A 22,121-nucleotide genomic window follows, 5' to 3' on the forward strand; every position below is an offset into this window, starting at 1 on the left:
CTTCACTGTGATCGTTGAGCAAGGTTATGACACAAACTTCTATGTTGGCTACTTAACTATCCTTTGGGTGTTCAGAGGACACTTTAGAAATTTGTTTCGAGATTTCAGGATTGTAGAGCCGGAGATAATTCCAATAATTGCCGAAGACTGATTTCACATAACCCTTAGTTTCATCGTAGGGAATCATCTCAACAAACTCATCGGTGTCTTGGGTTTTTGCCTTGGATAGCCAACCCCCAACCGCGCCAGGGCCCGCGTTGTAACTCGCGACCGCCAACATCGAATTGTTGTTGTACTCCAGGTGAGTATGATCGAGATACCAGGTGCCTAGCCGAATATTGTCGTTAGGGTCATCGAGCTTAAACTGTTTGAGTTTGATATTGCTGGCGATAAACGTTGCGGTGTCGGGCATCACCTGCATCAAACCCGTTGCGCCCACCGATGATTTAATTTTTGACTCAAAGCGAGACTCTTGGCGAATCAGCGCTGTCACCAAAAGCGGATTGAGTTGCTGCTGCTGTGACCAATTTTCGATTTCCTGCAAATAGGGAAACGGATAGAGTGCTTGCCAGTAGGCAGATTGTTGCTTTAGCGATCGATACTGTTCTTTTTCTTCGGGCTTGTCGCGATCGCTGAGATTGGACACCATAAAAATGCCGTCTAGATTATCGCCGACTCCTAAGCGCATCACGCCATCGGTAAACTGTTCTGCCATCGTGGGAGCCATGCGACCTTGGAACTCAATCTGCCAATGAGTCCAGGCATCGCGGTCTTGCCCAAGCTGGTAGAGTTCTTTGAGAACAGGCGACCCGCTAACCAGTTCGGGGCGAGTGGCGGGTTTATTAACAGCAGGGTTGAGCGATCGCACACTGTTAAAGTCGCCAACATTCCAGCCTAGTCTACTGGCCGATCGCCACGCATAATAAGAGTCTGAATGCTGGGCAAGCACTTTTTGATAGATAGCTTTTGCTTCGTCAGATTTGCCGAGTTTCTCAGTCCATTTGCCGACCCAAAACCCAGCTTGTGCGGCGATTTCACTATCGGGGTTGTTGTTAAGAATCGGTTCTGCCCACTGTTTTGCGAGTCGAAAATCTCCGGCTTTGGCGCGTTCTTGAGCATAGGCCCAGCGCATTTCTGCTGCCGCATCGGTGTTGGCATATTGAGTTAGCACGAGTTGCCGGACTTGAGTCGCAAATTTGCTGCTGTTGAGTTTGTCTAGTTGTTTAGATTTTTCGACCAGCGCGGCAGGTGCACGATCGGGAAAGTGTTGAATCACCTGATCGAGATAAGCGATCGCGAGTTGGGGCTGTTCTGCTAATGCCGCAAGTCGAGTCAGCGCTAACCCAGCTTCGGGTGAGTTGGGAAACTGTTGGACGACCTGCCGATAGCGATCTTCTCCCCCCGGTTTGCCGCTTAAATGGAGGCCGCGGGCGGCTCGATAGGCGTTGACAGCAGTTTGAGGCGCACGAGCGTAGGCAAAAGCACCTTTGTCATAAACCTGATTTTCCCAATAGCCAAACGCGATCGCTTCCCAATCTTTGGGCTGTAGCTGAGGGGCAAATTTTTCGGTTATTTTATTGAGAACCCCCGTGTAGCCTTCGCTATTAGTTGCATGATTTACAATCAGCATTAGCAATGCAAGCTGATTGGGATTCTTTTTGAGGCGGAGTTGAGCAATTTCGACTGATCGAGGATGCGCCGGAAACTTCTCGATCGCTTGATCCCAATATTTAGGATTCGACTTCCCTAAGAAAAACAGCGCTTCTGCGGCAGCCGGATCATTGGGATATTGCTTTACTAATTCCTGCCAGGTTGCCGTTGTCTCCGATTGCTTTCCAGCTACTTCGTAAGCTTGGGCGCGTTTCAGCAGCACTTGCGCCGAGAGCACCGGGTAGTCTTTTTCTAAACCTTTGAGTGATTCGATCGCTTTGTCACCTTGCCCCTGAGCGATCAGATCGCTTGCCAACAGATATCGGGCCCGATTACGCTCTAGCGAAACCGTGGACTTTTGGGCGGTTGCCTTGAGAGTGGCGGCACGTTGATTAGGCGATTGAGCAATCAGCGGGCTGACGATCGTACTCGGCGAACCCACGCTTTCTGGTTTAGTGGAATTTGATCCCAAACCTATGGCTTGATGGGAAGCGTCCTTCAGTTTCTCGATCGGCAAAAAAGTGCCAATCAATAAAGCTGACAGCCCGGTGCCTGCTGCCAGCACAATCCAAATCTTTCGTTGCTTCAACATCGATTCTCTCCCAGGGTGGGTGAAATCTTCTAAAACTCCTAGCAGTTATAGCAAAGATCTGTAAGGTGCTAGTAAGAAAAAATAAATATGAAGAGTTTTTGTATCTTAAAACACTTGGAAATTCATTGTAAGTCCTTTTTGCTACTGGTGGAGGTACTCGATCAAGTCAATCTGGATGATCAACCGAAATAGAACTCTAAAAGTTACTCACATCCCCAAAATTTACCCACACCTCTTTCAGTTTTGATCGATACTGGATCAATCATTGAACCCCAAACGAAAGGTTAGGTAATGAAGTTACAAGCAACAGATACTTCGCGTCTCAACTGGTCTGGTGATGGTCTGGCGATCGGCTTATTTGAAGATGAGGTTGAGCTAACGGGCGATTTGGCAGCCCTTGACGAACAGCTTTTGGGATCGCTAAAAGACTTGATTGCTGACATGGATTTTAAAGGCAAATCTGGCAGCAGTGTCTCGACTCGTGTCGGTAATCAACAGCCGATTCGCAAGCTGATTTTGGTGGGGTTGGGCAAATCAGACGCGCTCAAACTAGATGGGATCAGGCGATCGGCGGCGGCGGCGGCAAAACTGGCTAAAAAAGAACGTTGCAAAACTTTGGGCATTAGCTTGCCTACTTGGAATCAGGACGCAGCGGCCACCGCTCAAGCGATCGTCGAAGGCATCGAACTCGCGCTCTATCAAGACACCCGCTTTAAGTCAGAACCTGATGACAAACCCAACGTCGAACAAGTTGACTTAATTGGGTTAGCCGGACAAGACGCTGCGATCGACCATGCCCGCAAAGTTTGCTCTGGTGTCTTTTTAGCACGAGAACTGGTTGCCGCACCTGCAAACTATGTCACGCCGATCACTCTGGCAGAAACTGCACAAGCGATCGCGCAAGAATATGGTTTAAACCTCGAAATCTTAGAGAAAGAAGAATGCGAAGCGCTAGGCATGGGGGCGTTTTTAGGAGTCTCTCAAGCGTCTGATTTGCCGCCCAAGTTCATTCACTTGACCTATAAACCTGATGGCACACCGCGACGCAAATTGGCGATCATCGGCAAGGGGATCACGTTTGATTCGGGCGGGTTAAACATTAAAGGCGCAGGCAGCGGCATCGAGATGATGAAGACCGACATGGGCGGAGCGGGCGCTGCGTTTGGGGCGGCAAAAGCGATCGCTCAAATCAAACCGGATGTTGAGATTCACTTTATCGTCGCTGCGGCTGAGAATATGATCAGTGGTCATGCCATTCACCCCGGCGATATTCTCACTGCCTCGAATGGGAAGACGATTGAAATTAACAACACTGATGCAGAAGGGCGGTTAACGCTGGCAGATGCACTGGTGTTTACTGAAAAACTGGGTGTGGACGCGATCGTTGATCTGGCAACGCTAACGGGGGCCTGTGTGGTTGCATTAGGTGACGATATCGCTGGGTTGTGGAGTCCTGATGATGGGGTGGCAACTCAACTTCAACACGCCTCAGAGCAAGCAGGCGAGAAACTTTGGCGGATGCCGATGGAGGAGAAATATTTTGAGAGCATGAAGTCTGGCATCGCCGATATGAAAAACGCAGGTGCCCGCGCGGGTGGGGCAATTAGTGCAGCGATGTTTCTCAAGCAGTTTGTGAAAGAAACTCCTTGGGCACACCTGGATGTCGCTGGGCCGGTTTGGGCGGATAAAGAAAACGGCTATAACGGGGCAGGCGCGACTGGATATGGTGTGAGAACGCTGGTGAATTGGGTGATGGGCTGATCCGAATGGGCTGTGCGATCGTCTTGCAGATATTGCCACGCTGACGTTGCTGAACGAATGCATGATTGGGGTAGGGGCAATCCCCCCGTGGTTGCCCTCTTCGCGTAAGGGGTAGGCACGGGGGCGCTATCCCTACCGTCGTTTCATACCCACAATTCGCAACGCCAAATTCGGGTTTTATAATTCACAATTCTCGATCGCCGCATCGACGGTCTTTAAACGGTTTAGCGGTTCATTACGCTGATAAACGATGCAAAACCTACCAGATGTTTCGCCCGATCGCGGTTACATTCGTCCCGCTCGTCGTGGGAAGCATAAAGTATTTATAGGCATGTCTCCGGGCGTGGGCAAAACCTACAAAATGCTAGAGGAAGGGCATTCTCTCAAGAAAGAAGGGACGGATGTTGTGATTGGGCTACTTGAAACTCATAATCGACAAGAAACGATCGCCAAAGCGGTTGGCTTAGAGCAGGTGCCTCGTCAAAAAATCACCTGGTCGGGTGTGACGCTGACTGAAATGGACACCCCGGCGATTATTGCTCGTCAGCCTCAACTGGTGTTAGTCGATGAGTTGGCTCACACAAATGTCCCTGGTTCTGAGCGAGAAAAGCGCTATCAGGATGTCGAAGTGATTTTAGCGGCTGGAATTGATGTCTTTTCAACAGTCAACATTCAGCATCTAGAGAGTTTGAATGACCTCGTAGCAAGAATTACAGGCATTGTCGTCAGAGAGCGTGTCCCCGATCGCTTGCTCGATGAGGCAGATGAAGTGGTCGTCGTCGATGTCACACCCGAAACGCTAGAAGAACGCTTGAGAGATGGCAAAATTTACGCACCTGAAAAAATCGATCAATCGCTGCAAAACTTTTTTCAACGTCGTAATTTAATCGCCCTGAGAGAACTGGCACTGCGAGAGTTAGCCGATCAAGTTGAAGAAGGTGCGATCGAAAATGGCAACCACTCAACTAATGAGGCTCCCTACTGCAATGTTCATGAGCGCGTGTTGGTGTGTGTCTCGACTTACCCAAACGCCATTCAGCTAGTTCGACGGGGTGCCCGAATTTCGGGGTATATGCATGCGCCTTTTTACTGCCTATTTGTAGACAATCCCGATCGCTTTTTAAACAAGTCAGAAAGTTTGCATATTGAAACCTGTGAGCGATTGTGTCAGGAATTTGGGGGGCAGTTTGTGCGAGTGGCGGATCACAATAAAGCCAGAGCGATCGCTGATGTTGCCAAAGATTATCGGATCACGCAAATTGTGATCGGTGAAAGTCAACAATCGCGCTGGAAAATCCTATTGCGCGGTTCATTAACTCAACAGCTTTTGCAATCGCTTAAAAACATTGATGTGCATATTATCGCCGCTGAAAAAGTCTAGCTGAAGGTTTCTTTGGGGCGAATTCGACGACTTCGTTGCAAGGTTGTCGTGCCCCCTAAATCCCCCAAGTTTGGGGGACTTTGAACTCCGGCTCCCCCAGAATTGGGGGTTGGGCGGTTCGCCAGGGTTCATCGAACTCACGTCTCTTTAGTACGATCGCAGTCAGCATCAAAAGTTACACAAGTCACCGTGCGCGTTGGTCAAAGCTCTGCCATGATCACCCCATCGACCTGGAGGGCAATGGCAGACGATGGAACACCCCAAACGCTTGATTCGGCTTGATCTACAGGTGCGCCCTGATCAGACAGAACTTTTAGAAGGGCTAGACTTCTGGCTGCAACTGGGGCTGCTCTCCAATTCTCAAGTGCGCCATTTAGGGCAAGACTCGCTGACCTGCCCATTGCCCGATGCCTTCGGCACACGCGAACGTGAGCGGGTTGCCGTCCCAACTTCAGACTCCTACGCAGCAGACTTTATTTCTGAAGCCGCCCTAGTTTCTGTCCCAGTCTCGCCTGAGCCTCGCCAAACTACGGCTAGACCATCTTGGGTGGGTCAGATGCTCTCGTCGCTAATGGCAGAAATTAGCGTCGTTTGGCTGCTGTTTTTGGGCGTGTTTATGGTCGTCGTGTCGTCTGCGGTTTTGGCGGCAAGTCAGTGGAAAAACGTCTCGATCGTCGGGCAATACTCAATCTTGTGGGGCTACACTATAGCGTTTGGGTTAGCGGGACTTTGGTCAGGGGCGAGATCGAACCTCCGCCTCACGGGACGGATGCTGCAAATTGCGACGCTGCTGCTCGTTCCGGTCAACTTTTGGATGATTGATGGATTTGGGCTGTGGCAAAATGGCTTGGGCTGGGGAATGGGCGCAATTGCCGCATTGAGTCTTTCGGCTCTGACGTTTCGACTGTTGCGATCGAGTCCTCGCACCACGCTGATCAATGCTTGGGGGTTAAGTTGGCTGCACTGGGGTTGGGCAGTGCCCGGAATTCCCTTAATTGCGGTTTATGTGGGCACGATCGGCACGGCTGTCTTACAAGTAATTAGACGAGATCGGGAAGAATCTTCTACCCGATTTCCGCTTGATTTAGGGGCAATTGCGATCGCATTCTCAACGCTGCTTTTGATTGGCAGAGCCGTCTTGGTGAAAGGAATTCCCTTCAGTCGGTTAGGATTAGCGCTAGGAATTTGTGGTTGGATTCTCTGCTGGATGAATCGCCGCACTCAAAACCCACTTTGGACTCCAGCCGGAGCCGGATTGCTCGTAGTTGGGTGGCTTGTGACAGTCACAGCCGATCAATGGCAAGCTTTAGCGGTGAGCGGGTTAATTCTCTGGCTGCTGGTGGAGCGATTGCAGCGATTTTGGCGAGTGCAAGACGTGGTGGCTCTGATTCTGGTAGGGTTTCAAACTTATGCTCTGCTGCGCGTCATTTTTCCGCCTGCGGTTCGTCGTAGCGTCATGGCGACGATTGCTGAATGGGCGCATCTCCAGCAAGGTGCTTGGGAATTGACCGGGTTAGGATTTTTCCTATACGTTCTGATTATTTTAGGATTTGCGGCTTATTTACGGCGATCGCAGCATTCTAATTTAGCGATCGCTGCCGAACAAATGGCATTGGGGTTAGGCATTCTTTTAGTGATTCCGGGGGCGTTAAATCCTTTAGTTCGGGCGATTTACTTACTGATCTCTGGGCTGACGCTCGGCGTGTTTTTACGAGGTCGGTCTGCCATCGTTTGGTATATCTATCTCACTCACATCACCGGACTGTTAGCCGTTTTCGCCTGGATCGATTGGGGGTTTCCTAATCTCGCTGCGCGATCGTGGGCGATCGTGTTGCTAGTCACGATGATTGCCGAGTGGGGAGTGTGTGCGATCGTTCGTAACCGGGGATGGCAACTCAGCGCCTGGTATTTTGGAATCGGATTGGCTGCCTGTAGCTACGTGCTGTTAATTTCCGTTAAGGTTGACAATGTTGAAAGCAATCTCGTCTGGTTAGCAACCCCAATTTTACTTATGCTGCTGGCTCGTCGTCCTCAGTTTATCCATGCTCGTTGGGCAAGTTGGCTGAGTACGATTGCGTTATTGATTGCGCCAGTCTTGACGATCGGACAACTCGATCTTTTACTGATCACGTTTGCGATCGCCACTGTTGTGATGGGAGTCAATACTCAATCTCTACAGCAGTTAATCGCGGCGGCAATCACTGTTGGCTTTGGGGTGAGTTTTGCAATCACGCTGCTGTGGCGCATTTGGAACCCGATTTCATCGCCCTGGATTTTTCCCTGGATCGCGATCGTCATCATCGGACTTTGGCTATTGCGTCATCTGTTGAGCCGTCAGCAAACGATTCTCGCCCGTCTCTACATGCAGGCGTTAGATGGCTGGGCGATCGCGCTCAGTCTGTGCAATCTTGGCTTACTGACCCTGATAATTGTCTTATCAAATCCGCTTGAGTGGCAATATGTGTTAGCAGTCGGGCTAACTACCAGTGCGATCGTTTATCGCGTCGTGCAGCGACCGACGAATCTAGGACTGTGGGGCGCAGCGTGGAGCATTGAATTGCTAGCGCTCAGTTGGGTCAATTTGCGCGGAGGAACGTGGGACGATTGGGCGATCGTCACGCTCGTTTTAGGATTGCTCACTCAACTCTTAGGCAACTTTTGGCTGCGTCGCCATCCCGATTCTACGCTCACCAGTCTGCACGGAATTCCACCGTTCTACGCAATTCTGGGCGGACTTTTAGCTCACTATCACTTCACTCCAACGACTGGACTTTATACCTTTGCGGCGGCATTGCCGTTAATCAGCGTAGGTCGTCGTCAGCCCGATCTCAAACCACTGACTTTCTTAGGCATCGCAGCCATTTCGATCGCCGCTTATGAAGGATTAACTTACCAATTGCTGCACAGTCCTAGAGGAGCCGAAGGAGATGGCATTACGCTTCTAGCAGGGTTAGCAGCGGCGATCGCGATCACTTATCGCCTAATGGCTCGGTGGCTACGTTCTTATTGGCGACTCACGCAACCTGAGCTTTTAACTGTGACGCATCTGCACTGGTTCGGCGGCAGCATTCTGGCGTTGATTGCGCTGATAGCTCCTCTCAGCCAAACAGGAAGCCCGATCTGGATCGGGGTGGCAACCCTGTTAGCTAGTTACGCAATCTGGCAAGGACGAACGCAAGAAAAATGGGTATATCCCGGTGTCGTCCAAGTGTCTGCTGCGATCGCCCATGCTCTCTATAAAACGCTGCCAGAATCGACGCTGTTGAATTGGGGAGCCGCGATCGCGGTTCTGGTCGCTTATGGATTTTATGCTCTACCCTGGCACACTTGGGGCTGGTCGCGCCGACCCTGGCAAAGATCAGCCGCACTGTTGCCGGGTGCGATCGTACTGATTACTAATCAAGACATCACAGTACAAAGTCTGTTAATTGTGGGTGCATTTTACGCCTGGTTTGCGAGAGTCACGGCTCAAATTCGTCTCAGCTATCTGGCGCTGGGGTTGGCAGATTGGGCAATTCTCAAGGTGCTAAACGACTATTCGCTCACCGATCCACTGTGGTTTATGACGGTTTTAAGCGGCTCGATTCTCTATGGAGTGCAGATCGATCCGGCTTTGCGATCGCCCTCGTCTCGCGAAGTTCGTCATCTTTTGCGCTGTTTGGCAGTGGGGCTGTTTTGTCTGACGGCTCTTTATCAATCCGATCGCAGTTGGGTGCAGGGATTGTTGACGATCGCCTTTAGTTTAGGCTTGATCGGGGCAGGACTAACACTGCGAGTTCGGGCTTTTTTATATGTCGGGACGGCAACATTTATGCTTAAAGTTGTTCGTCAGCTTTGGTTTTTTATCAACAATGAATCTCTTCTGTTATGGGCAATGGGCATTGTTTTAGGACTGGTGTTTATTTGGATCGCTGCCACCTTTGAAGCACGACGCAGCCAAGCGATCGCGCTCGTGCAATATTGGGTCACAGAACTCGATCGCTGGGAGTAATTGTTTCCTCTAGCGGACTTTTCTGAGAAAACGCTGAGTTTAGACTGAGAACATTTAATGCAGAAATTCAGGAAACTTGGAGATTGATTTCAGAGCCGCCTCAGACTCGATCGACATACTGTGAGCATCGAGAAACATTCACAGTCTTTTAACGGGATGGCAACAAACATGAATTGGAAAATTATTGGTTCGGTGGCAAGTTTCGCTTTGATGGCAAGTCTTGCTGCCTGTTCGAGTACGCCTGAAGTCAATCAACAAGCTGCTCCTAGCCCAGCATCTAGCGTTCCGGCTGCTAGTATGTCTCCCTCTAATGGCGCGATGAAAAATGATGCCATGAAAAATGATGCCATGAAAGGTGATGCGATGAAAAAAGATGGCGACGCGATGAAGAACGATGCGATGAAAGGCGACGCGATGAAGAAGGACACAACCACTAAGCCATAGTTCCTCAGATGGATCAGAGCTAAGAGTTGTGAATTAAATGTCGTGCTTGTTGACCCGAAAGCCCACCCGGAACTTAAGTTCCGGGCTGATAGCAGAAGTCCATTGAAATGGACTGAAATCCTGACCTAGTGCTCTTCAGAGCACTTTCGCTATGAGACAGGAAATTGATTTCCTGGCGGACTCGATCGCAACGAGTTGCGATCACTGACACAGGATTTTGAACATACTCTTCGTTAGAGACAGTCTTATGGACAAACAATCGCGTCAGCGTCGTCAATTACTGCTTTATCTGGGGTTAGGTGTTGTCGGTGCAGGAACAGCCACCGCGTTTGGAGTGATTTCTAAAAACGCAAATCCGACTGCCGCCATCACAAAGCCGATCGCGCCCGAAACTTCCCATCCAACATCTACGATCGAGCCTGACACCTTAACCTCTGCACGATCCTCCCTCCCAGATTTTCAGGGAATCAGTCAATGGTTAAATTCGCCTCCAACCTCGATCGCTAGTCTCAAAGGCAACGTCGTCTTGGTGCAATTTTGGACGTTTGCCTGCATCAACTGTCGGCGCACTTTGCCTTCTGTGGTTCGCTGGCACCAACAATATGCTCAGGCGGGACTAAAAGTGATTGGCATTCATACCCCAGAATTTGCATTTGAGCGATACACCAACAACGTCAAACGAGCTTTAAAGCAACATCAAATTACTTACCCAGTGCCGATCGACAACGACTTTAAAACCTGGAAGGCATACAACAATGAGTATTGGCCTCACCTATTTTTAGCCGATCGTCAAGGTCTCATTCGCTATGACCACATCGGCGAAGGTGCCTATGACACTACTGAACAAATGATTCGGCAACTCTTGACAGAAAAAGCCTAAATTCAGATTTCACAGATGACTTTTACGCTCTCGACGGGTCTTGCTTTTTTAGCAGGTGGACTCACTGTTCTGTCGCCCTGTGTTCTACCGATTTTGCCCATTCTGATCGGACGATCGCTGCAATCTCATCGCTATGGCCCGATCGCGTTAGTTACCGGATTGATTGGTGGGTTTGCTGTCGCCGGAAGTTTGTTAGGCATCACTGCAAGTTGGCTGACTGGGGTTGCCAATGTTTTGCGAATTGGGGCGATCGTACTCCTCTTGCTTCTGGGTATCTTCGCCATCTTTCCCACTGGGAGCTATCGGATATTTGGCTATTTGCCGATCGCGTGTTGGGTAAAAGAGCCGCCTCGTGTCGGGCTGTGGGGAGAGTTTTGGCTAGGCACTCAGCTTGGGCTATTATGGACTCCCTGTGCCGGGCCGGTGCTCGGCGGAATTTTAATCTTAGCGGCGGTTGATCATCAAATTACAGGCGCATTTGGTCTGCTGATCGCTTATGGACTGGGGGCAGCATTACCGCTTTTAGCGATCGCCTATGGGGGACGAACCCTTAGCCAACGTCTAATGGGGCTACGTCGCCATAGTGCTATCTTGCAAAAAGTCGGAGGCGTACTTGTGATTGTGACCGCGATCGCAATTCTGCTCGGTTGGGATGTTCAACTTCAGCTTTGGCTGGCTCCATTTTTTCCGGTGCCATCTTTATAAAATTTAGTCAGGAGCCTCGATCGATGACTTCTTCGGTGACTGCTAAACGTCCAAAATCTCCACCCGTACCGACTCAGGCAATTTTGGCAAAGACTTTTCACTGGGTTAACATTCTCAGTTTGCTAGTGATGTTGACTAGCGGATTGCAAATTTATAATGCTAATCCTGTGTTTGGGGGGCGTGGCGGCTGGCATTTTCCAGATTTTTTATTGTTGGGTGGATGGTTAGGCGGTGGGCGTAATTGGCATTTTGCAGCGATGTGGTTTTATTCGCTAAATTTATTGTTTTATGGGTTATATATTCTGATATCTCACCGTTGGAAAAAGCGATTTGCGAGTAGTAGCGATCTCAAAGCTTTGCAAGTGAGCCAAAATGTCAAACGTAAAAATTATGCGTTACATCGATTAATCTATACCATCATCATCCCAGTGTTGCTGCTTGCAATTCTGTCAGGGTTAGCAATGTATAAACCTGTTCAGTTTCATTGGTTAGCTGGATTGTTTGGAAGTTGGCAAACGCTGCGAACCATCCATTTCATTACCGTTCCCATAGTCATTTTATTTACGGTGGTGCATTCTTTATTAGCGCTTACCGTTGGCAGCACTCGCCTCGTTAAATCTATGTTTCTCTAGAGGTTATCTGATGACTTTTAAACCCGTGATATCTCGTCGTCAACTCTTGCAGTGGTCAGGGCTTTCGGGTGCCAGCTTGCTGCTGGGTGGATGTGCGACTAGCTTATTTTCAGAGCAAGTAGGTCAGGCATTTGAGCCACTTAACCAAAATCTTCAGGCGCTGCTGTTGAGTCAAAAACCTGTGCCTGAGTTTCCGACTAGCGCGATCGAGCCAAATAAACTGCTGATTAACACTTTCGATACGACTCCGCAGATCGATCCGCTTCAGTTCCGCTTGCAGATTCAGGGAGAAGTCAATCACCCAATGCAGCTAAGTTTAGCCGATCTGCAAACCATGCCCCTCACGTCGATGGTGATCCGCCATGTGTGTGTCGAAGGCTGGGCCGCGATCGTGCAGTGGGGCGGCGTTCGATTGCAAGATTTAATTCATTTGGCACAACCTAAATCAAATGTTCGCTATGTTTATTTCAAGTCAGCCGATGGCTATTATGAAAGCTGGGATTTAGCCTCTGCGGTGCATCCTCAAACGCTCATGGTTTATCAGAAAAATGGGGCACCGCTCTCGATCGAAAATGGGGCACCGTTACGTCTCGCATCTCCGGTCAAACTTGGCTATAAACAAAGTAAATGGGTGACTCAAATTACCCTGTTGAGCCAACTAATGCCGATGAAAGGCTATTGGGAAGATCAGGGCTATGAGTGGTTTGGAGGACTGTAGAAAAATTCTGAATCAGTGACGATATAGCAATCCTAAATGAATTGGGGGATGGGCATCTCGCTCGTACAGGCTGGAGGCCTGTCCCATTCTTACAACTGAAATAGGATTGCTATAGTGATCGTGTGTGACTCATCGTAGGTGTCTACTCTTCAATGCAACTGATTCGCCAAATTCAAGAGAAAATCCGCCAACTCAGGCGTAATCACCTCGATCCATCCTCGCTTCAGTTTCGCCTGACGATCGAGATCGCAGCGCTGTCAATTTTGGGCTTGAGCAGTGTTGCCATCTGGACGAGTTGGAAAATGCAGCAAATCTTGATTGCCACGCACACGCAAAATGTGGAGTATATTGCGAGTCGCTTTCCTCGTGATGTGCAGCTTTATAGCGAGATGTTGCCGATCGAAGCTGGGTTGCAAAAGACGATTAACAATGTCTCTGTTCCGGGGTTGCTAATTTGGGTAAAAAATCCTGATGGCAAACTGTTGGCTCAATCGGCAGATTTCAATTCTATCTTTACCGCCAAAGCTGAGTTGATGTCTCTTGCAGAAATGCCACTCCAGCCCCAGGTCTATCGAGCGGGCGATCGTTACCTGGTTTTATATCAAGGGACTGTGGCGGTGAAGGGTACTCGGCTGGGCAAAGTATACATGGCACAAGACATCACCGCAGGTCAGCATGAACTGATGACTGCCATTCAAAGTCTAGCTCTGGTGTGTACGATTTCAACTGTTGTCATGATGATTGCGATCTCGCTACGAATTCGCCGCGCTCTCCAGCCGTTACACGAGATGAGTCAGATGGCTGGCATCATTTCAGCCGAAGATTTAGGAGAGGCAAAGCTGCAATTACGCCACGCGCCGAGTGAAGTTAAAGAGCTTGCAAATACTTTTAACATGATGCTGTCTCGCCTCTCAGAATCATGGGAGCAACAGCGTCAATTTGTCAGTAATGTTTCCCATGAGTTACGCACGCCGCTCACAGTGGTGTCAGGCTATCTGCAAAGTCTATTGCGACGCAGCAACAATTTAACTGACTATCAGCGAGAGGCATTAGAAACAGCCTCGTCTGAAGCCGATCGTACCATTCATCTCCTCCAAGATTTGCTAGATCTGGCACGAGCAGACAGTGGTTATGTGCAGTTTAATTTAGAATCGATCACGCTCAACGATCTGCTGATAGAAGTCGCAGAGATGTCAGAAAAGTTTAGCAGTCGTGCCATCATTCTGAATGCAGAACGATCGATCAAAGCTATCGCCGATCGCAGCCGATTAAAACGAATTTTAATCAACCTAATTGATAACGCGGTGAAATATTCTGAACCCGACCAGCCGATTACTTTAACGCTAGAGCAAACCGATCAACAAGCTCTGATTCAGGTTCACGATCGCGGTGTGGGCATTCCCCTTCACGACCAAACCCGCATCTTTGAGCGATTTTATCGAGTCGATGAATCTCGTGCCCGCTTCCCCCTGCGAGGATCTGTAGAGCAATCAAGCGGCGGATATGGACTAGGATTAGCGATCGTCAAGACGCTAGTAGAAGGCATGAACGGCAGCATTCACGTCAGGTCAAAGCTTGGAGAAGGCAGCACATTTACGGTCGCGCTACCTCGGTCTTAGATCTAATTCGTATTGCTTTTCTGCTTGCTCCCCAAAAACTCCCGTGTAGCTTTGAGACGCTTACCGAGTGAAGTATCCAGCCTGTCTATAAATCACTGCTATAGCGATCGCAGCATTAGATGATTGCTACTCGATCGCCGCGTCGAATCGTGCCGCCCTGCACCACGCTAGCGTAGATGCCGACGTGACCTTGATTGTGTCGGACGATCGTTCGCAGAATGTCTACATCATTGGGTAGTTCAGACTGCGGCATCGTAGTCATAACGCAGCGCGGACAGGGTTCAGTAATGTTGAGGCGGACTTGATCGCCGATCACCAAAGTCTTACCCACCCAGTCATTTTCCACAAACCCCGTTGCGCCGCTGATGGGCTGAATCACAAAGTTGGGGCGAAATCGTCGCGTCTCAAATCTCGACGTGGGCTTGAGAGACTGAAACTGATTGAGCGTTGCAGTCGTGAGCAGATGCACGGTTGCGGCATCAAAGAACGTGTTGGGGCGAATCGCGGCATTTGTCTCGGTGTTGGCATCCGGGATGTCTGCGATGTCAGGCGTGTACATCTCGATGCTGGGTGCTTCAGGAGGAGCGATCGAGAGCTTCACTTTGCGCCCAAAGGCTTGAGACAAAATTTCATTCACGTCAGCGGCATTGCCCATGACGATCGAGCCATCCGGTAAGGTGATTTTCACTTGGGTTGGAGAATCAAGCGCGGCACGGCAGTCAAACAAAACGCCCCATTTGCGCGGCAGTTTAGCGCTGATGATCGCACCTGTTTCGGCATCGACTAAGGCAAAGGCGCGATCGCCCATCAGTCCCCGTTCCATTACTTCGGTGGTGTTGAGTTCTTCGCCCAACATCGACTTGACTGGATATCGCCACATTGAGACGATCGAACCGACTACTGCTGCATCCGACATCACTAAACTCCCAATTTCTGCCATTCAAAAGACCGTAACATGAGCGATCGACTGCGATCGCTCATCACGAACGAATATTAACTACTGCCCTACCAAAATCTTTCAGCGTCGATAAAAAGCTTGAACTGCTTTAGAGGTTGAATTGTGGGGATTGGAAGGCGATCGCCACAATCACATAACTTTACTCTTGCCCAAGTGAAAATTTACGGAATTGCGTTGCATAACGTTGTAAACATGGGAGTAAATAAATCTAAGAGCGACAGTGGAGAATTTCCATCTCTCCAGCGCTCGTCTTAAGCCTCACAAGCCAGTTCGTTGGCTGCCCCTAACCGAGAACATCTGTTTGGAGGAACTCAAAATGGAACAAGAGAAAGCCCCCGACAATAAGCCAAAGCAAGACACTGAAAGTCAGGATATAGACAGACAGATCCTTGAGTCCGTGAATAACTCGGAAAACGAGCCAGAGCCGATCCAGGCTGGACAATCTAATGTCGAAGAGCTTGAGCCTAACTATCCTTCTATTCTTGACAAGCTCGATCAACTAAACGTTCTGTTTCAGGAAAAAATTCAAGACGACACCACCAAGGCAGTTTTGTTCGATCGGCTTTATAACCAGTTAACGGCTTATCGTGATGATTTTGTCTTTAAACACGTCATACAGCGAGTGTTGAAGGATCTGCTTCGGTTGTTTGACACCCTTGAAGATACTCTTGACGAAACAACGTTAGCGAATATGCAGCGAGAAGATTTGATTAGTCGGCTCCAGAGTTTTCAGGCACAGATGCTTAAGACGTTGGAGAGACAGGAGGTTGAGCTAATCAAACACAACGGCTCCATGCGGTTTGATGAAGCCACCCAAGAGGCAATAGATGTTCGGTTAGTCCATTCACCAGAAGACGATCAGAAAGTACTTAAAGTCCATCGGCAAGGATTTAAATACCGTGACAGCCTTCTACGACCAGAACAGGTGATTGTCGGCAGGTATGAAGGGCAAACCGTGTCTGAAGCTACAACGGATTCCAGTCAGCAGTTCTAGTCACCCAAAAGGAGAAAAAATATGGCTAAGGTTATTGGCATCGATTTGGGAACAACCATGTCAGCTATGGCGTATGTGAATGAGCATGGGCAAGCTGAGATCATCAAAAATGCGGAAGGACAGAATATTACACCCTCTGTTGTCAGGTTTGGGAAGAACGATCAGGTGGCAGTAGGTCGGACAGCCAAAAATGCCGCCGTTGCCCAGCCTAAAAATGTGGTTCAGTTTATCAAGAGTCGTATGTCTGACCCAGACTACTTGACCCCACCAGATGACAGTGGTACGACTCACCGACCGGAGGAGATTTCTGCACTAATTCTCAAGAATCTGAAGCAGGATGCTGAAAAAGCTTTAGGAGAGGTGGTGACAAAGGCAGTGATCACAGTGCCTGCCTATTTTGGGGATTTGGAGCGGCAAAGGACAAAACAGGCTGGAGGGATTGCAGGTTTTGAAGTACTGGATATCATTGATGAACCAACTGCGGCTGCTATTGCCTATGGCATCAAACAAACACAGGAAAACATGACCATCCTGGTTTATGACCTAGGTGGTGGAACCTTTGATGTCACAGTTCTACGAGTGGTTGGTGGAGGAGAACTCAAGGTGCTGGCTACTGAAGGCAATAAATCGCTGGGTGGCACATATTTTGATGAAGCGATCTGCAATTTTTTTGCTGAACAGTTTAGGTCAACTCACCAAGCTGATCCCCTAGAAAATCTTAGAACATATCAAGACTTCCGCAATAAAGCCGAAGTTGCCAAGGTAGACCTGTCTAAAGATGTGGAGATCTATATAAATCTCACCGCAGAGGGGAAGGTATTAGATATTGAGCTGACGAGAGAACAAGTTGAAAACCTGATTACTTCTGATATTGATCAAACTCAGGTTTTAACTGAGAAGGTGCTAGAAGCTGCTGCACTGAAATGGGGCAACGTGGACAAGGTGCTGTTGGTAGGCGGCTCAACCCGCATTCCGCTAGTGCAAAAGATGGTTAAAGCTCTGACGGGCAAAGAACCAGAAACAGGGATTAACCCAGATGAAGTTGTGGCAATGGGTGCAGCAATTTATGCGGCGGGTCTAGGAGGAATAACCTTACGAGGTGCAGGTGGTAAAGCGATTGCCGCTCCCAAAGTCCGCAATGTAACGGCCCACTCATTGGGCATCATTGCTAAGAACGATGCCGAGGAAGATATCAACTTCAAGTTGATTCAGAAAAACTCTGAAATTCCAGCAGAAGGGGAAGGAATTTTCACCACCTTTGAAGACAATCAAACAGAAGCCCGCATCCAGATCGTTCAGGGAGAAGATGAGAACCCTGAATATTGCACCAAAGTCGGCGATGCAGGCGTGTTGACAGGAATTCCTCCCAAATCCAAAGGGACAGCCAAGATTCAAGTGCGGTTGGGTTATGACAAATCAGGCATGGTTCGGCTCCATGCTAAAGAGTTGGAGTCTGGGGTTGAACTTGTTGCAAATATCGAAAATCATGCGCTGCTGTCTGGGGAAGAGATGAGAAAAGTGACTGCGAAAGTACAAGGGCTACGAGTAACCTGAGGAGTAAATTGATCATGAGTGATGAATACGATTACTTTGACATGTTTGATCTATCAAGACAAGATACTCGGCAGTTCAACTATGACAAGTTACAGAATTTGTTATACAAAGAAAACCAACGTAATGGGCGAAAAGCAGAAACGAGGCAATCACTACTCAAGGAAGCTGTATCATTTTTCAAAAACGAAACTGAATACCAGAACTATCTGAAGAAGCTGGATGCCGGAAACAGTTCAACCAAAGCCCCCGAACCTGAGGAGCCAGAACAACCAGCACCCGGAGCACAGCAACAAGCCGTTCCTTCCAAAACAAAATTGCTGCATAAATTAGGAGACTCCCTCAAAGGGAAACTTAATTTACCAGAAGATGGGGTTCGAGCTACAGCTATTGATCTTCTTGTAGACCATCTAAGCAACAAGCAACCTCAGGAATGGCAACCCTCTGTTAATCATCAGCCAACCGTCACTCAGCAATCCATCAACTTGAGTGGTAACTGGCGAGATGTTGATGGTGGTTTCTTTTCTGCCCTGAATTACTCAATCACTCATAGTGGAAGTTGGTTGCAAATGCAGGGGAAAACATGGGGAATTCTAGGGATGCAAGGGGAGGGAACCATTTCTGGACGATTTGTTCACATTGACTATCGGTTTGCCAATGGTGTGACTGGGCAGTTAGATCTTGAAATATCTGCTAATGGGCGAAGCTTGAAAGGGAAATGTACCAATTTCTCAACCAGATTGACTTCCGATGTCCATTTTGCTCGTATTTAGAGCAGGGTAGGACTAAGTATTTTCTGAAAGGTTGGCAGTATGAATGAAAATCAAGCGAGAGAGATCATTGAAGCAATCATCACAGCACCAACGGTGTCCTTAGCCGTTGAGTATGCTTGGGTCGATCGTCAACAGTTGCTGAGTCCCACGTGTTTTCGAGTTCTTATGACGATGCTGCAAGCAGAAAACGAGCAGTGGGGGAACAGCAAACGTTACGAGGCGTTGTTAAGGCTGAAATACTTTAGAACAGTTTTATTTCAAGCCCAATCACAGAATGCTGATGATACTGACGATAGGAGAATTACTTCCACCCTACCTGAGCTAATGGTAGTTTCGACAACCATCACAGTGGAAAATGTCATGCAACTGTTCAAAAGTGGTGACATCACTGCCCGAAAAGCTTTTTTCGCCGAGCTTCCCCGGTCTCATATGGAAAATCAACTAGTTCTCAGTTCAGAACTTGGTTTGGCGCTAAGAGGGCTAAACATTTGGAGCGATCCCTACTGTCAAGGCGGTGACATTGAACTGGGAATGGCACTTAGCAAAGCTGCATATCAACTTTCACAGCAATTATTTGACGCAAGTCAGAATCGAAACTTCCTGACCACTGCTGAAGGCGGGGCACATAATTATGCGATCGCTCTTAAAGCTTCAGGGCAACATCCTGAGGTGCTTCAGTTTACGTCAGAAGCGATTCAGTGGTTGGAAGCCAGAGAATCTAAGGACATGACACCAGAACTCCTACTAGATCAAGTTGAAGCTCACATTAACCTGGCTCAAGTTAATGCAGAACAGTTCGATCAATCCCATTTTGAGCAGGCAGAAACCCTTCTGAAGCAAACAGATTGGCAGGCACTCATTCCAGTCGATCGTCCTGCTGACCATCAGAGACAAGTGGATCTAAATGAGCGATTGGAGAATATCAAGCAATTAGTAATAGTTCTGGCACAACAAAAAACAAACTACGTTGAGACGATTAAGCAAACTCGCTACAAAATGCTTGAAATGCTTAAGTCACTTGCAGCGATCGCCCCTGAATATGCAGACTTTATCGCAGAGCTTGAACTGATGATCGATCAGGACATCCCTGGTTCCTTAGAAGAGTGGGCAATTCGATCCCAACGAGCAATGGATTGGATGACTCATGTGTTAAGTGGAGGAAACCCATCCGATATAATCAACGCATATCACGGCGATCGATCGACAGAACTTGATCCATTCCAGTTTGAGAACCCAATTCGCAATCGAGACCAACTCAGGCAGCGGTTACGACACGCTGGTCTCATCTTTTCTCCAAAACAACAACCTGAAGCTAAAGAGATTGAGCAAGCTGGATCAGTGCTGACAGATGCTTTGCAGTGGGCAAGAGACCACCACTTTGCCGAGGAAGAAAACGATGCACTATGGATCTTGTATCTGTATTACAACCGGGTTGCCCAATATCCCCAAGCAGTTGAAACTCTGAAAACGCTGTGGGCAAATCTAGAAGTAATCCGCAGTCGCATCGCCAATCCACTGGAACGCGCTGGAGTAATGGATAAATTTCCTCACTTGTTTAGCAGTCTGTGTCGATCGCTCCATCAACTCAACCGCCCGGCAGAACTAATGCAAGCCATAGAAGGAGGAAAGGGGAGATACTTAGCAGATGTTCTGCTGAAACAAACGAATCAGCTTGAACAAGATCCATCCTTTTCAATACCTACTCAATTTTTTGACAAATTAAAGGAACAGAAAAATGCTCACTATCTGACGTATTTTGTCGATGCTGAAGAAACCTATGTGGTATTAATTGCAAAAGATGGAACCTTTCATATTCCCGATGATCCGATTCCATTGGGTAAGACTCAACTTCAGGAATGGCTAGGGTACGATAACAAAGATCATGATCCTCTCAATCCTCAAAACTGGGGCAAGAGCATTAGCAGAGTAAGGTCTGTTGTCAGTGACTTAACTAATCGATTGGCTCCCTTGGTTAGCTGGCTAGAAGATCTGGTTGAGCAATCAATCCTGCAACAAGACGATCATCTTTGTTACTGTCCAGATGCTCAATTGCATTTGATTCCACTCCACTACATTCCATTCCGAGGAGAACCTTTAGTACAGTTCTTCTCGGTATCGCGGATTCATGGTGCTGCTGCATTAACAGCAATTCTCAACCGAAAACCTCTTCGTCCTGCCCAATATACTGCTGTTCGTATCTCGGCACAGAGCGATCGCAATCCTGAACTCAGTAATGTTGAAGAAAAACTAGCTGCTTTTCGTCGAGTTCCAGAGTGGCTCAGGCAAAGTCGGTTAACTGGACAAATTGTTGCTGAAGAAGATGCAGATTTGCCAACGGTTGCTGCACTTCCCTTCAAACAAAGATTGGTTCACTTTGCGACACATGGCATTTTTCCTGATCGGGATCATGAGAATCGTGAAGTTAATCCTTATGAGAATTCAGGCTTGCTTCTGGCACAACATGGACAATTACCCGCGACTAAAGAAGGAATGGATAGTTCTCTACTCACACCCCAACAGGTATTTGATCGCAAGTTGGATTTTTGGGGAAGTCATGTCACTCTGTCAGCCTGCGTGAGTGGTCTGGCAAAAGAAGGAATTGGGGGAGATGCCCTTGGGCTAGAATGGGCTTTGCTACAAGCTGGAGCAACCAGTTTATTAGCGACTCACTGGGATGTGGATGTGGAATGGGTCGCCGAGTTCAGTGAGATGTTTTATCAGAAGTGGCTATTCGAGGGAGTTTCGCGGGCTGTGGCTTGGCGCGAAAGTGTCCTGAACTTGATGAAGAAAAATTCGCTGCCTGAGTACGAAGCCACAAAACATCTTGAATACTTCTGGGCAGCGTTTAGTTTGTCAGGAGATTGGCGGTAAATATGACCTTAACTCAATTTAGGAGAAGAACTCATGACCTCTAATTTAAGCGATCGCATCAACACATTCAGTGATCTCCGGGTAGTCGAATTCCTCCAGTACTTTAATCAAAGTCTGTTGGATGGCGTGGTTGGCGACTTAGAGCCACTGTTTGAAGACATTCCACCTTCTATTCGCGAAATTCCAGGGTTTTCTCGCATTGAACAGCTTTCCCTAGAAGAGGAAGAAATCCAGTTAGATGATCAGGAATCGATCGTAGTCTCTCGCCAGATCTTGCAGGCTTTAGCACAAAATCCTAGATTGTCTCCCCTTCTAGAAAAAGCATTGGATATTTATGCCGATCGAAAAGGAGGTGCAGCAAAGAACATCCTGGCAGTTGGATTGGCAGCCTCAATGATGCTTCTGGCAGGAAATATGAGATCCTTTGAAGTCGAAGCATTTGGAGCTAAGGTAGATGTCGAGAATACCGGGGTCACTCCAGAAATGGTCGAATTCACCAAAGCCGTATTCAGCCCTCTAGCTAATTTGCCAGCCAAAGGGAAATAGCCAATGGCATCTCTTTGTCGCCTGCTATAAGATAAAACCATCTTATAGAAAACTC

16 protein-coding genes are annotated in these 22,121 nt (G+C 48.3%); 14 read left to right on the forward strand and 2 right to left on the reverse strand.

Annotated features, from left to right (window positions below; genetic code table 11):
- Positions 1-52: 52 nt before the first annotated feature.
- Complete coding sequence (locus C7B65_RS20025; protein WP_073074413.1) at positions 53-2,242, reverse strand: lytic transglycosylase domain-containing protein; 2,190 nt, start codon at positions 2,240-2,242, stop codon at positions 53-55.
- Positions 2,243-2,533: 291 nt separating this feature from the next.
- Between C7B65_RS20025 and C7B65_RS20030 the strand changes: the two genes are divergently transcribed.
- From C7B65_RS20030 to C7B65_RS20070, 9 genes are all read left to right on the forward strand, one after another.
- The gene (locus C7B65_RS20030; protein WP_073074414.1) at positions 2,534-4,003 is read left to right on the forward strand and encodes a leucyl aminopeptidase; all 1,470 of its coding nucleotides are present in this window, start codon (positions 2,534-2,536) and stop codon (positions 4,001-4,003) included.
- Between the two features lie 250 nt (positions 4,004-4,253).
- Positions 4,254-5,384 carry a histidine kinase gene (locus C7B65_RS20035; protein WP_073074415.1) on the forward strand — a complete coding sequence of 377 codons (1,131 nt, stop codon included), beginning with the start codon at positions 4,254-4,256 and terminating at the stop codon, positions 5,382-5,384.
- 250 nt (positions 5,385-5,634) lie between these two features.
- Positions 5,635-9,375, forward strand: coding sequence for a hypothetical protein (locus C7B65_RS20040; RefSeq protein WP_073074416.1), 3,741 nt, complete (start codon positions 5,635-5,637; stop codon positions 9,373-9,375).
- 168 nt (positions 9,376-9,543) lie between these two features.
- On the forward strand, positions 9,544-9,819 hold the full coding sequence (locus tag C7B65_RS20045; RefSeq protein ID WP_073074432.1) for a hypothetical protein: 276 nt from the start codon (positions 9,544-9,546) through the stop codon (positions 9,817-9,819).
- Positions 9,820-10,066: 247 nt separating this feature from the next.
- Complete coding sequence (locus tag C7B65_RS20050) at positions 10,067-10,699, forward strand: thioredoxin family protein (protein ID WP_073074417.1); 633 nt, start codon at positions 10,067-10,069, stop codon at positions 10,697-10,699.
- A gap of 15 nt (positions 10,700-10,714) precedes the next feature.
- Complete coding sequence (locus tag C7B65_RS20055; protein ID WP_073074418.1) at positions 10,715-11,404, forward strand: cytochrome c biogenesis CcdA family protein; 690 nt, start codon at positions 10,715-10,717, stop codon at positions 11,402-11,404.
- Between the two features lie 23 nt (positions 11,405-11,427).
- Positions 11,428-12,036: a cytochrome b/b6 domain-containing protein gene (locus tag C7B65_RS20060; protein WP_073074419.1), complete on the forward strand. Its 609-nt coding sequence runs from the start codon at positions 11,428-11,430 to the stop codon at positions 12,034-12,036.
- Between the two features lie 10 nt (positions 12,037-12,046).
- Positions 12,047-12,754, forward strand: coding sequence for a molybdopterin-dependent oxidoreductase (locus tag C7B65_RS20065; RefSeq protein ID WP_073074420.1), 708 nt, complete (start codon positions 12,047-12,049; stop codon positions 12,752-12,754).
- Positions 12,755-12,906: 152 nt separating this feature from the next.
- Positions 12,907-14,373, forward strand: a complete 1,467-nt coding sequence (locus C7B65_RS20070) for a sensor histidine kinase (RefSeq protein WP_083583137.1) — start codon at positions 12,907-12,909, stop codon at positions 14,371-14,373.
- Positions 14,374-14,488: 115 nt separating this feature from the next.
- On the opposite strand, the gene C7B65_RS20075 is transcribed toward C7B65_RS20070, so the two are convergent.
- The gene (locus C7B65_RS20075; protein ID WP_219898665.1) at positions 14,489-15,313 is read right to left on the reverse strand and encodes an MOSC domain-containing protein; all 825 of its coding nucleotides are present in this window, start codon (positions 15,311-15,313) and stop codon (positions 14,489-14,491) included.
- A 334-nt stretch (positions 15,314-15,647) separates the two neighbouring features.
- Between C7B65_RS20075 and grpE the strand changes: the two genes are divergently transcribed.
- Genes grpE through C7B65_RS20100 form a run of 5 tightly spaced genes read left to right on the forward strand, consistent with a single transcriptional unit; the run spans position 15,648 to position 22,066 of the window.
- The gene (grpE, locus tag C7B65_RS20080) at positions 15,648-16,325 is read left to right on the forward strand and encodes a nucleotide exchange factor GrpE (RefSeq protein ID WP_143162100.1); all 678 of its coding nucleotides are present in this window, start codon (positions 15,648-15,650) and stop codon (positions 16,323-16,325) included.
- 21 nt (positions 16,326-16,346) lie between these two features.
- A complete protein-coding gene (locus C7B65_RS20085; protein WP_073074422.1) occupies positions 16,347-17,879 on the forward strand; it encodes an Hsp70 family protein in 1,533 nt (510 codons plus the stop codon).
- A gap of 14 nt (positions 17,880-17,893) precedes the next feature.
- The gene (locus C7B65_RS20090; RefSeq protein ID WP_073074423.1) at positions 17,894-18,649 is read left to right on the forward strand and encodes a hypothetical protein; all 756 of its coding nucleotides are present in this window, start codon (positions 17,894-17,896) and stop codon (positions 18,647-18,649) included.
- 39 nt (positions 18,650-18,688) lie between these two features.
- Positions 18,689-21,520, forward strand: coding sequence for a CHAT domain-containing protein (locus tag C7B65_RS20095; RefSeq protein WP_073074424.1), 2,832 nt, complete (start codon positions 18,689-18,691; stop codon positions 21,518-21,520).
- Between the two features lie 33 nt (positions 21,521-21,553).
- Positions 21,554-22,066, forward strand: a complete 513-nt coding sequence (locus C7B65_RS20100; protein ID WP_073074425.1) for a hypothetical protein — start codon at positions 21,554-21,556, stop codon at positions 22,064-22,066.
- Positions 22,067-22,121 lie beyond the last annotated feature (55 nt).

Origin of the sequence: Phormidesmis priestleyi ULC007 (genome assembly GCF_003003695.1) — a bacterium.
Classification (GTDB): Bacteria; Cyanobacteriota; Cyanobacteriia; order Leptolyngbyales; family Leptolyngbyaceae; genus Phormidesmis_A; species Phormidesmis_A priestleyi_A.

What these genes read in the sequence shown, in the direction of transcription:
- C7B65_RS20075 (WP_219898665.1), bottom strand. Translation starts at nt 15,313, where the DNA reads ATGGCAGAAATTGGGAGTTTAGTGATGTCGGATGCAGCAGTAGTCGGT.
- grpE (WP_143162100.1), top strand. Translation starts at nt 15,648, where the DNA reads ATGGAACAAGAGAAAGCCCCCGACAATAAGCCAAAGCAAGACACTGAA.
- C7B65_RS20045 (WP_073074432.1), top strand. Translation starts at nt 9,544, where the DNA reads ATGAATTGGAAAATTATTGGTTCGGTGGCAAGTTTCGCTTTGATGGCA.
- C7B65_RS20070 (WP_083583137.1), top strand. Translation starts at nt 12,907, where the DNA reads ATGCAACTGATTCGCCAAATTCAAGAGAAAATCCGCCAACTCAGGCGT.
- C7B65_RS20095 (WP_073074424.1), top strand. Translation starts at nt 18,689, where the DNA reads ATGAATGAAAATCAAGCGAGAGAGATCATTGAAGCAATCATCACAGCA.
- C7B65_RS20100 (WP_073074425.1), top strand. Translation starts at nt 21,554, where the DNA reads ATGACCTCTAATTTAAGCGATCGCATCAACACATTCAGTGATCTCCGG.
- C7B65_RS20060 (WP_073074419.1), top strand. Translation starts at nt 11,428, where the DNA reads ATGACTTCTTCGGTGACTGCTAAACGTCCAAAATCTCCACCCGTACCG.
- C7B65_RS20030 (WP_073074414.1), top strand. Translation starts at nt 2,534, where the DNA reads ATGAAGTTACAAGCAACAGATACTTCGCGTCTCAACTGGTCTGGTGAT.
- C7B65_RS20090 (WP_073074423.1), top strand. Translation starts at nt 17,894, where the DNA reads ATGAGTGATGAATACGATTACTTTGACATGTTTGATCTATCAAGACAA.
- C7B65_RS20040 (WP_073074416.1), top strand. Translation starts at nt 5,635, where the DNA reads ATGGAACACCCCAAACGCTTGATTCGGCTTGATCTACAGGTGCGCCCT.
- C7B65_RS20065 (WP_073074420.1), top strand. Translation starts at nt 12,047, where the DNA reads ATGACTTTTAAACCCGTGATATCTCGTCGTCAACTCTTGCAGTGGTCA.
- C7B65_RS20085 (WP_073074422.1), top strand. Translation starts at nt 16,347, where the DNA reads ATGGCTAAGGTTATTGGCATCGATTTGGGAACAACCATGTCAGCTATG.
- C7B65_RS20025 (WP_073074413.1), bottom strand. Translation starts at nt 2,242, where the DNA reads ATGTTGAAGCAACGAAAGATTTGGATTGTGCTGGCAGCAGGCACCGGG.
- C7B65_RS20035 (WP_073074415.1), top strand. Translation starts at nt 4,254, where the DNA reads ATGCAAAACCTACCAGATGTTTCGCCCGATCGCGGTTACATTCGTCCC.
- C7B65_RS20055 (WP_073074418.1), top strand. Translation starts at nt 10,715, where the DNA reads ATGACTTTTACGCTCTCGACGGGTCTTGCTTTTTTAGCAGGTGGACTC.
- C7B65_RS20050 (WP_073074417.1), top strand. Translation starts at nt 10,067, where the DNA reads ATGGACAAACAATCGCGTCAGCGTCGTCAATTACTGCTTTATCTGGGG.